Genomic DNA, 9859 nt, shown 5'->3' with positions numbered 1-9859 from the left:
GGTTTGAGAGAGTCCCGTAAGTTCGACCGCCTTAGGTCGTGGTACTAGTGTCATGTCTCTATTCTAACAATTATGAAAAGACTTTACTAGACTTTATGACACTTTGCATAACTGTCTACTAACCCCTCTTTTTGATAGGGATTCCGCTACTCTATCAATAGTGAAGTAATCACCACTGTGGGTTATTAATAGAATTATATCACGAGATCGGTTCATATACGTTAATGGTGAAGAATAAATAACAGTAATAGGAATTAGCCATTGCCCCCTAAATCCCCCAAGTTTGGGGGACTTTTTGAGTAATCCCCCAAACTTGGGGGGTTAGGGGGGCAAAACCAACTAAACTTCGTAAGTCCTAAGTAAAATAAATAACACTCAGCCCAAAGCTGATAGCTGAGGGCTGATCGCGGGTTTCAAAAGCTCAGTTGACGCAAAGGGAGAAATAGTATCGGTAATTATTTCAACTACCCCTGTCTAATCGAGTACCCTAATCGAGTACACCCTTGGCAAGGGGATTGTGTCTACAGTTCACCTCCAATCTAATTCCCGAGATAGGCTAGCCTTTGGCAATCCCCTCAGTCTAGAGTTTTGGTTTCATCCTGGGACACATCAGGGACGGTTGAAAGTCGCCCCGTCCTCTCAAAGTCTTGCCTCAAGAGGAGCGTTCTCAGTGCGATATTCTTGGCTCCAACTAAATCAGCATGTAGTTTGTATCCACAAGCCATGCAATCAAAATCTAAGCCCTGATTGGGTCGATTGGCTTTATTGGTGTGACCACAACGGGGACATGACTGGGAGGTGAAATTAGCATCAACTCTAATCGCTAAAGCGCCACCCAAAACGGCTTTATAGTCAATGAAGTGCAAATTATTGCTGTACCTATTTTTGCAGCACCTGAATGAATCAAGTCTAAGTGTTTTTGAGCTCCGGAGTAGTCAATTTTTATGGGACCTTCTAAGGTAACTAGGCTAGCTTTACCTTTAACAAATGAGTAGTCACGCTTGTAACTAAACGTACAGGTCCGAGCTCTGAATTTAGGAGGGGGATCTAAGCCTTGGTAACGCTTGTTGGTAATCCCGGATTTTAAGTGAGTAGCATTACGCTCTACTTTCATCCAGAGATTTTTATAGATTGCAGCTACCTGTCGAGGTACGTTACATGCCATTTGGGCTGGTAACCTAAAGCGTTCTCGAATGTCGTAGTAAACCTGCTTTTGTAACTTAGCCGCATCAGAAAGTTTGCCTTTGTCAAACGCCAATTTCGATGTATAGTTCAAGGCATCACGATAAGCTAAAGTAACTGCACGAAGCTTTTGCTTTTGCTCCGGTGTGCAGTTCAACTTCAGCTTTGCTGTAATTACCTGCTGCATCGAATCTTTGACCTTTGTTAATTGTGTTATAGCAGTTATAAATTGGGTGAGGTACTTTCCCAGGGCTATTTCATTCTCATGAAAGCCAAGAAATGCTAGGCTTACAAGTTAACCGAGAGTTTGATTAGTGACCATGGGTCAGCCCCCCCAATCTGCCCCTGCTGTTTTACTGCCTAGCCTGTCCCAAGAGGAGTCAACCCCAGAGCCGATCGAGATTTTAGAAGCCTTTTCTGATATCCCAGATGTGCGCAAGGTCTCAGGTAAACGGCATAAAGTCGCTCTATGTCTAGCTCTGTTTACTCTGGCTATAGCGGCTGGTAACCGAGGGTTAAGAGCGATTGGCGATTGGCTCAACAGCTATCGGGAGGACAAGATTGAACGTTTTCTACCCCCAAAGCGGCGAATTCCTTCCTACAGCACGATTCGTCGTGTCCTAAAAACCAAAGGATTATCAGCAGTATTCTGCGGCCCTGGCTCGGTTCTTTGGCATTGAACCCAAGGCGCGGGGAAACCTTAGCTGTCGATGGCAAAGTCTTACGGGGCTCATACCAACTAGAAAGGGACAATCCTGATTCTCCCCCTCACAAGCGCAATTATGTTAGTCAGTGCTTACCTGGTCGAGCGGGGTTTGATTCAAGAGCCTGATCAAGTGGATAGCAAAACGAACGTGCGTCAAAGCCAAGAGACGAAACCTTAGGTAGTGGTCGCCTTAATCAAAAAGTTTTAACCCTTTTATGCATAGCCGACTAACCATAAAGGCGACCACTACCTTACGGTAACTTCAATACCAGAATTTATTACCCAACTGGCTGTTAAGGGTGTGGTCAACGCCATAGATGCGATTAGCACTCAAAAAAACGGCTCAGTTGATCAAAGAGAGCTGAGAATCACTACCTGGGGGCGATTAAAGGCAATCAGGGCAATCTATTCAAAAGCGTCAAAGCTTACTTTGTAGCCGAACACAGTCATACTGACATTACTTAAGGACATGGTCGGATCGAGAAACGGGTCGGCACGCATCTGCAACCAACTCGACAACATCCAGCCCTGGCCAGGGCATTAGACTCTGATTCGAACCCTTAGTGTTCGACAATTCAAAAAGGGGGGGCAACACCGTCTGGAAAAGGAAACACGCTACTATGTTGCTTCTTACGCCCTTGTCTGCTGAGTCCAAAGCCTCAGCGCATCCCTTGGATATTGGGGTGTAGAGAACAAGGTTCATTATGTGCGATTTGGTTACTCAGGGTGAAGATGCTTCACGTATTCGCATGCATCAGTTACCTCAAATCTTTGCCGTTGCTCGTAACTTTGCTCTAAATATCTATCGTTCTCATGACTTTTCAAATATGGCTCAGGCGCAAAGACGGTGCCAGTTTGGACTAGACACACTCAAGCACATTTTCAGAAATGTTATAGCCCTGGGTACTTTCCTTCTTGGTTTTAGAAGGGAGCTTCGGAGTTTCGGAACAGCGAATAAAATTTAGATGTACCTCACGCTAATTAGTAAACCCTATAGTCAACTCGATACGATATTACTTGTGGGGAGCATCTTCCTCATCAGAAGGGAACTTCAGGGTCACAACTGAACCACCGCCACCATCTTCTTGATCCGATGGGAACTTCTGGGTCATCGCAATTGGACCACCGCCACCCTCTTCGTGATCAGAGGGATACTTCTTAGTCAAGGCTGGACCACCACCACCCTCTTCGTGATCTGAGGGATACTTGCGAGTAAAGCATCCGGCACCATCTTCAAAATCAGAGGGGAACTTCTCTGTGAACGCAAATCCGCGACCGCCTCTAACATCATCCATTTCCTCTTCAGATAGCTCTTCGCACCATTGCCCTTCTAGGTAGCGGGCGAAAAAGGGAACTGCTTGGGAATTTTCTTCTGGTTTGTCCATATTAGACATGGCTTTTAACTCCTAGTGGATAAATAGGATGTGGGGAAATAGGATATAGAATGTGGCTAACTGATGTTCCTAACTAGAAATAGACACAACAAATAGACACAACTATTTCCCTATAAATCTATTAAAAGCCATGCCCCCCTAGTTGTAACGCCAAATTGGCGAAAATTTTTAATTTAAACCTAAAATAAATAAGTTAGGCTCTGGGTAGATTATTCCCTATCTTCCAGATATCCCCGGTCTGAAAATATTACACGGATTGCTATATATCTTCTTGATCAGATGGGTACTTTTGAGTCTCAACTATTAGATCATCTCGAAACTTGAAGGTTACCCCCGACCAATCTTCCCGATCAGATGGGTACTTTCTGGTAAGACTGCGAATAGGCAATACATTACCACCTTTGACAGTTTCCATTTCTTCCTTAGATAAGTCTTCAATAAATTGTCCCTCCAAGTAGCGGGCAAAAAAGGGAACTGCTTGGGAATTTTCTTCTGGATTGTTCATGTCTGACATCGTAAAATTACTCCTAGATAATTGAGGAAACTTACTGGCTAGTTAAACTCCCATTTTAATGGGATAAAAATCACCTACTCATCTCAAGATATTAAACTCGCTAAATTTAATCCTTTGGCTAAAATATTGCCTCACTAATTTAGGGAGTTTTGAAAGGATTAATTAATAGCTTATCAAGCTAAAATTATTCTACACTTAATAATAAAAAAATAATGGTACATAAAACTAAAAATTATGTATGATAGCCCTAGGAATTGGGGTGTATTCCTACTTGGAACCATTGGTATTATTTTTGCTAATGGGTAATGGTACGAGAGTAATCACAATTACCTTACCCATTACCCAAGCGTGACAATAGTGATATTATCTGGATATCAAAGAAATAAAGACGATTCTGAGTCTACTATTCGGAATCTTCTCATCTCCGGATATCTCCATCTTGTTAATGTGGTGGACACAGGAAATTCTGGAGTTTTTCAGGCATTTCTTCAAAATTCTCCAGAAGGAAATCCATTATGGCCAGATGGTACAAATCGATGGGCATGGGAGAGCGATAGTTGTGACCTCTGGCAAACCAGCGCTGTACTGTAGCATCACTACGGGAGCAAATACAGGCGATGACCTCATAAGTCACTAACCATTTGCCATAAAACTTTTGTGGTGTCATTCCCAATTGGCAGTTACTGTAGCGCTGGATTAAGGCTTGGTCTTTTTCGGTTAGAGGACGGGGCTTTTTCATAAAGATCTAGGTAGAATTCCTCCCCGTGTCTAAAGACCGGGGAGGAATTCTCCATAGTGGCTTTAGCCACCTTCTTATCCGTGGTGAGGGTCGTTGATATACCGCTGAATAGTTTCACTACTCACCTTCCCTGCGGTACTAAAAAAATAACTATTAGTCCAAAGAGATGGCAGTTTTTTTAATTCAGGGAACTCTTTTCGCAAGTAGTTTGCACTTCTGCCTTTGAAAGCCCTGACTACTTGATAAATAGCATCTGTTGGATTTATCTCTACAAAAAGGTGAATATGATCAGGAGCAACCTCTAAAGCTTTAATATTCCAGTTCTTCTCCGAAGCTATCTCAGTAAAAATTTCGTAAATCCTATCCCTAATCTTTCCTACCAATACCTTTTTTATTCTTTTCGGTATCCATACTAAATGTACAGTACACACCCCGACCGCATGGTTGTAGTGTCTGTACTCAAAACCGCTCTTTCTCAATTTATTTTCTCTCCGGACTTGCTGTTGTTTTTATTGTAGGTTAATATATAGTTAACGACAAACCCCTGAGGGTCGATAATGGCTAAAAAGAAGTTAAAAGTAGGGGTTCAGCAAATCCTTTTACACCCGGACAAAGAGACAGAGGCAATCCTGACTTATCTTTGTGAGCAGTCAGGGAAACTGTACAATATGGGAGTTTACTTTTCTCGTCAAGTGTTTTTCAAAACAGGAAAACTACTTACAGGGAAATTCGACTTGATATATGAAAAAAGCGTAGGAAAGACGATTGTAGCTAAGTCTCTCCCCTCCACCCCAGCCCAGCAGACATTGATGAGTGTGGCCGAAGCACTTAAATCCTATAAGAAGCTAAGAGAGTCTTGGTTCAAAGGGGGTTTAAAAAGTAGACCGAAGCCTCCTGGATATTTGAAAGGGAAAAAGATGTTTAAAGTCTCTTATCCAAATTCAGGAGGGCAAAAGCCAAAGAGACATGAAGACTTAATTACTTTTTCTCTGGGATTAAATGTAAAGAGATGGTTTGGAATCAAAAAATTCTCTCTGTCTTTTCCTAGTAATTTAGAAGATATAAAAATAAAAGAATGGACTATTTTACCTAAAAATGGGGCTTTTTACCTAGAAGTATCTTATGAGATACCAGAGTCAGTCCAAGTCAAAGATAAAAGCAAAGAGGCTTTGAGTATAGATTTAGGGACTTCTAGTAATTTAGCGGCTTGCGTTGACACTTTAGGAAATTCTTTTTTAATAGACTGTCGTGCCATGAAGTCCTTTAACCAATATTGGAACAAGCAAGTCTCTACAAGAAAGAAAGGTAGAGCAAAAGATTATTGGGATAATTGGCTTGATAGGGTTACTCGGAAACGGAACCATCGGATGAGAGATGGAATAAATAAGGCCGCTAAGATAATAATCAACCATTGCCTTGAATACAGTATTGGGACTATAGTCCTAGGCTGGAATGAAGGTTTTAAACAATGCTCCAATATGGGTAGGATAAACAATCAACAGTTTGTTCAAATACCTTTAGGGAAGCTAAAAGATAGGCTATCTCAGTTGTGCAGTTTACACGGAATCCATTTGGAATTGACGGAGGAAGCTTACACCAGTAAGGCCAGCTATCTTGATGGAGACTCCCTACCTGCTTATGGAGAAAAACCAAGTGGGTGGAAAGCATCAGGAAAGCGTGTAAAGCGCGGTCTTTATAAGACTTCAAATAAGTCAATAGTAAATGCTGACTTAAATGGTAGTGCAAATATCTTGAGAAAAGTAGCCAGAAAGCTAGGCATAGACCTATCCAGACTGAGTAGACGGTGTTTGACTACCGTAGCGAAGATTAGACTTTGGACGTTACCTAAGTTTATCTTGTCAGCAGAATCCCCGCGTCTTTAGACCGGGGAGTGTCAAAAAGCCTCCTCTACTGCTAGAGTTTCTAAGTCTTGTTCCCTTGGCAGTAAGCTTATGGCTGGTAAACTGCAAAAGTCTAGCGCTAGCGCAAAATGAGGTGGCAAATCCGCCACTGACAGCGATGTCGGGTATCGCGATATCAGGGATCTATGACTATACCCCAGTTCATAGTCAGTGTGGGACAGGCTAGAAGCCTGTTCCACAGAAGCCTGTTCCACCGTTTGTTGGTAGGGGTGACCCTCACCATCAGGGTGAATTGGTTTTAGCATAGGATCTATCTCCTTGTGTTAATGGAGGAGCCAGAAGCCAGCGTTTGCCATGGAAACTTTGCGCTGGCTTCTTTCTATCTCCTTATCTCCTTACTTTCATAATAACACAAAACATTTAAATACTGTAAAAACGTTAAAAAACTTAAAAAACTAATTTGGGAGGAACGTCAATTGCTTTGCGACCATTCAAAATTATCAATTCAAAATTAAAAAATACCCCCGAAATGAATTCAGAGGCTTGTATTTGTTGTCAACAATTCAAAATTATAAGGCTAGTAATTTTGTAAGCCGTCAGCCGTCAGCCGTCAGCCGTCAGCTAAAAGCTCACGCTACTTGAGGTGCTTACAATAAACCTAGAACGAGATAATTTAATAATTCCAGATTAATGAGAATTGAAAGTATGGGGAAAATTCCATGACTCCTGGCACAGACTTCGAGGCTGATAGCACCTCAAGTAGCGTGCGCGTAGGGCATTAGCTGATAGCTTATGTAATTTTGAATTTTTAATTTGGCATTTTGAATTTAAAAAAAATAACCTTTCCCTTAATTAACAGACCATGGATCACTAATCTCAGAATTAATAGACCATGGATCATTAATCTCAGGTATTTCCATAGCTTGTCGTCTGTGTTGCTGCTGTTGAATCCGATCGAGAGTACCAGTGGGAATAGAAGCAATCAGCTGACGAGTATAATCCTGTTTCGGTTCTCGATAAATACTGTCAGCGGGACCAATTTCTTCAATTTTGCCCTGGTTCATTACCATAATGCGATCGCTCATGAATTTAACTACACTCAAGTCATGGGAAATGAATATATAGGTTAAGCCGAAATCCTCCTGCAATTGTTTCAGCAAATTCAGGACTTGTGCCTGTACGGAAACATCTAGAGCAGAAACGGATTCATCACAAATGATAAACTTAGGATTAAGAGCGAGTGCCCTAGCAATACAGACCCGCTGGCGCTGACCTCCAGAAAATTCGTGAGGATAGCGATTCATCCAGTCAGGATTTAAATCCACTCGCTCCAACAACTCAGCCACGCGATCGCATTTTTCCTTACTATTACCCCCAACATCATGAATCAATAGGGGTTCCATCACTGCTTCCCCAATCTTCAGTCGTGGGTCGAGGGAACTAAAGGGATTCTGAAACACAATTTGCATTTCACGGCGTAATTGCCGCAAACCCATACCCTTGATTTTGGTAATCTCTTTACCATCAAAGTTTACTTCTCCACCCATTGGTTCAATCAAGCGCAGCAATGTTCGTGCTAAGGTAGATTTGCCACAACCGGATTCTCCTACTAAGCCCAAGGTTTCACTGGGATAAACATCAAAGGATACTCCATTGACTGCCATCAGATAGCGTTTCGTCCCGCCAAATACGCCTCGAATGGGAAAGCCTACCTGTAAGTTACGCACCGAAACTAATGGTTGTGTGGTTGTTTGGTTGAAGGTTGTTCGCGTAGCGTGGCCTTTTGGCCAAGGTTGGGAGGTTGAAGGTTGGGAGGTTGAAGGTTGGGAGGTTGAAGGTTGGGAGGTTGAAGGTTGGGAGGTTGAAGGTTGTTCGCCTTTAGCGTTCCCGTAGGGTAGGTTATCTGACGAAGTTTGAAGCTGGAACCGGTCAACATTCAACCCTTTTGATTTTTCTCGGATTACCTCTTCCCCACTAGCAGTAGTTACCACCTCCATGAAGTCAGAAACAGTTGGTAGGTATGTTACAGTTTTATCCAGAGTTGGGCGACAGGCTAATAATCCCTTGGTGTAGGGATGGTTTGGCTCAGAGAAAATTTTCCAGACATCACCCCTTTCCACAATTTTGCCTTGGTACATCACCGCTACGCTGTCAGCAATTTCCGCAATTACCCCTAAGTCGTGGGTAATAAAAATCATGGACATCCCTCGGGTATCCCGTAACTCCCTCAGCAAATCCAGAATAGTTGCCTGTACGGTAACATCAAGAGCAGTAGTGGGTTCATCAGCAATCAACACATCAGGGTTACAAGAAATTGCGATCGCAATCATGACCCGCTGCAATTGACCACCAGACAGTTCATGGGGATAACGCTTTAATATTTCCCGTTTTTGCTGGTTAATGTGGCGATTAATTAGCCGTTCCCCTGGTATTGCTTGACCAGGGTTCTCCCGACGGAATTCCTCTAGAAAAGTCTCCCTCAATTGTTGATCGCTAGGGAGTAGCTTCACCTCTTGAAGACGAGCCATGGCTTGACGCCTTGCTTCTTTTAGGGAAACATCCTGGTGTTGCAGAATTGCTTCCGTCAGTTGAAACCCACAGGTATAAACTGGGTTAAGGGAAGTCATGGGTTCTTGGAAAATCATTGAGATTTGACCACCCCGGTAGGACTGTTTTTGATCAGGACTCAGCCCTAGCAAATCCACTTCTTTTTCCCGAGCTGAGGGTCGGAAATAAATCTCGCCATTGGTAACCTTACCAGGATAGGGTACCAAACCCATTATGGCCAAAGACGTGACTGATTTCCCAGAGCCTGACTCCCCCACAATCCCTAGGGTTTGTCCTCGACGCAGTTGAAAGTCTATGCTGTCAACGGCTGTGACCTGTTTTACATCGGTTTGGAATTGGACTTTCAGATTACGGACGTCAAGAACATTGTCAGTCATGGCATTCAAGAGGATTAAGTTAAGAGAGTTAACTTAAATCATACAAAAACTCTAGGGTTTACTCCCTAGGTCAGCTGTCAGCGGTCAGCGGTCAGCCGTCAGCTGTGAGCTATCAGCTATCAGCTATCAGCTATCAGCTATCAGCTATCAGCTCTCAGCTATCAGCTCTCAGCTCTCAGCTCTCAGCTCTCAGCTATCAGCTCTCAGCTCTCAGCTATCAGCTATCAGCTCTCAGCTCTCAGCTATCAGCTGTTTTCTATCTTCAATCAGATCGATCTGGCTGCTACCTGGGAAGTAAGCTATCAGCTATCAGCTAAGCTGTTGCGCATTTAAACTGTGATAACAGCATTGCCTTTGTTTTTTATTTTTCGTACCCATTTTATAATTAACCCTCCTTCATTTAAAAGATGATTTAACAAACATTCTAATTCTTCAATTGATTTGAAAACTCGATTGGCAATATATTCTTTTGCTGAATGCCAAACCAATTCAATTAAGTTATAATCAGGACTATACT

The 9859-nt window shown here is 42.7% G+C and carries 11 protein-coding genes and 2 pseudogenes; 3 read left to right on the top strand and 10 right to left on the bottom strand.

Annotation, left to right across the window (positions count from 1 at the left end; translation table 11 throughout):
• Positions 1-120 precede the first annotated feature (120 nt).
• From F6K38_RS43635 to F6K38_RS29150, 3 genes and pseudogenes are all read right to left on the bottom strand, one after another.
• A pseudogene (locus F6K38_RS43635) lies at positions 121-216 on the bottom strand (MvdC/MvdD family ATP grasp protein); the annotation flags it as partial.
• 359 nt (positions 217-575) lie between these two features.
• Positions 576-839, bottom strand: coding sequence for a zinc ribbon domain-containing protein (locus tag F6K38_RS29155; protein WP_044493312.1), 264 nt, complete (start codon positions 837-839; stop codon positions 576-578).
• Positions 824-1369, bottom strand: a complete 546-nt coding sequence (locus F6K38_RS29150) for a hypothetical protein (RefSeq protein ID WP_008184770.1) — start codon at positions 1367-1369, stop codon at positions 824-826. Before F6K38_RS29150 ends, F6K38_RS29155 begins: the two co-directional genes overlap by 16 nt.
• 133 nt (positions 1370-1502) lie before the next feature.
• On the opposite strand from F6K38_RS29150, the gene F6K38_RS29145 reads away from it, so the two are divergent.
• Both F6K38_RS29145 and F6K38_RS29140 read left to right on the top strand, forming a co-directional pair.
• A complete protein-coding gene (locus tag F6K38_RS29145; protein ID WP_287295764.1) occupies positions 1503-1862 on the top strand; it encodes a transposase family protein in 360 nt (119 codons plus the stop codon).
• A gap of 730 nt (positions 1863-2592) precedes the next feature.
• Entirely contained in the window at positions 2593-2853 is a 261-nt protein-coding gene (locus tag F6K38_RS29140; RefSeq protein ID WP_008184774.1) for a hypothetical protein, read from the top strand.
• A gap of 48 nt (positions 2854-2901) precedes the next feature.
• Here the strand turns inward: F6K38_RS29140 and F6K38_RS29135 are convergent, their stop codons facing one another.
• The 4 genes from F6K38_RS29135 to tnpA form a co-directional block, all read right to left on the bottom strand.
• Positions 2902-3282 (bottom strand): microviridin/marinostatin family tricyclic proteinase inhibitor, encoded by a 381-nt coding sequence (locus F6K38_RS29135; RefSeq protein WP_008184776.1) that lies wholly within the window; start codon positions 3280-3282, stop codon positions 2902-2904.
• Positions 3283-3541: 259 nt separating this feature from the next.
• On the bottom strand, positions 3542-3796 hold the full coding sequence (locus F6K38_RS29130; protein ID WP_287253174.1) for a microviridin/marinostatin family tricyclic proteinase inhibitor: 255 nt from the start codon (positions 3794-3796) through the stop codon (positions 3542-3544).
• Between the two features lie 442 nt (positions 3797-4238).
• Positions 4239-4535, bottom strand: a complete 297-nt coding sequence (locus tag F6K38_RS29125; RefSeq protein WP_287253178.1) for a helix-turn-helix domain-containing protein — start codon at positions 4533-4535, stop codon at positions 4239-4241.
• 74 nt (positions 4536-4609) lie between these two features.
• On the bottom strand, positions 4610-5014 hold the full coding sequence (tnpA, locus tag F6K38_RS29120) for an IS200/IS605 family transposase (RefSeq protein WP_287295765.1): 405 nt from the start codon (positions 5012-5014) through the stop codon (positions 4610-4612).
• 78 nt (positions 5015-5092) lie between these two features.
• Between tnpA and F6K38_RS29115 the strand changes: the two genes are divergently transcribed.
• Entirely contained in the window at positions 5093-6418 is a 1326-nt protein-coding gene (locus F6K38_RS29115) for an RNA-guided endonuclease InsQ/TnpB family protein (RefSeq protein ID WP_287253183.1), read from the top strand.
• Between the two features lie 11 nt (positions 6419-6429).
• Here the strand turns inward: F6K38_RS29115 and F6K38_RS29110 are convergent, their stop codons facing one another.
• The 3 genes and pseudogenes from F6K38_RS29110 to F6K38_RS29100 form a co-directional block, all read right to left on the bottom strand.
• Positions 6430-6702 (bottom strand): hypothetical protein, encoded by a 273-nt coding sequence (locus F6K38_RS29110; protein ID WP_287358548.1) that lies wholly within the window; start codon positions 6700-6702, stop codon positions 6430-6432.
• A 543-nt stretch (positions 6703-7245) separates the two neighbouring features.
• A complete protein-coding gene (locus tag F6K38_RS29105) occupies positions 7246-9342 on the bottom strand; it encodes an ABC transporter ATP-binding protein (protein WP_287358546.1) in 2097 nt (698 codons plus the stop codon).
• Between the two features lie 329 nt (positions 9343-9671).
• Positions 9672-9859: pseudogene (locus F6K38_RS29100) on the bottom strand (IS630 family transposase); the annotation flags it as partial.

The organism is Moorena sp. SIO3B2, assembly GCF_010692525.1.
GTDB classification, from domain to species: domain Bacteria; phylum Cyanobacteriota; class Cyanobacteriia; order Cyanobacteriales; family Coleofasciculaceae; genus Moorena; species Moorena producens.
Note: the sequence above shows the minus strand (reverse complement) of the source record. Positions and strands in the feature narration are given on the sequence as shown.

Bases quoted from the DNA above. Each gene is read 5' to 3' on its own strand.
- F6K38_RS29110 (WP_287358548.1), bottom strand. From the start codon at position 6,702: ATGCTAAAACCAATTCACCCTGATGGTGAGGGTCACCCCTACCAACAA.
- F6K38_RS29140 (WP_008184774.1), top strand. From the start codon at position 2,593: ATGTGCGATTTGGTTACTCAGGGTGAAGATGCTTCACGTATTCGCATG.
- F6K38_RS29145 (WP_287295764.1), top strand. From the start codon at position 1,503: ATGGGTCAGCCCCCCCAATCTGCCCCTGCTGTTTTACTGCCTAGCCTG.
- F6K38_RS29150 (WP_008184770.1), bottom strand. From the start codon at position 1,369: ATGCAGCAGGTAATTACAGCAAAGCTGAAGTTGAACTGCACACCGGAG.
- F6K38_RS29135 (WP_008184776.1), bottom strand. From the start codon at position 3,282: ATGTCTAATATGGACAAACCAGAAGAAAATTCCCAAGCAGTTCCCTTT.
- F6K38_RS29115 (WP_287253183.1), top strand. From the start codon at position 5,093: ATGGCTAAAAAGAAGTTAAAAGTAGGGGTTCAGCAAATCCTTTTACAC.
- F6K38_RS29130 (WP_287253174.1), bottom strand. From the start codon at position 3,796: ATGTCAGACATGAACAATCCAGAAGAAAATTCCCAAGCAGTTCCCTTT.
- F6K38_RS29105 (WP_287358546.1), bottom strand. From the start codon at position 9,342: ATGACTGACAATGTTCTTGACGTCCGTAATCTGAAAGTCCAATTCCAA.
- F6K38_RS29125 (WP_287253178.1), bottom strand. From the start codon at position 4,535: ATGAAAAAGCCCCGTCCTCTAACCGAAAAAGACCAAGCCTTAATCCAG.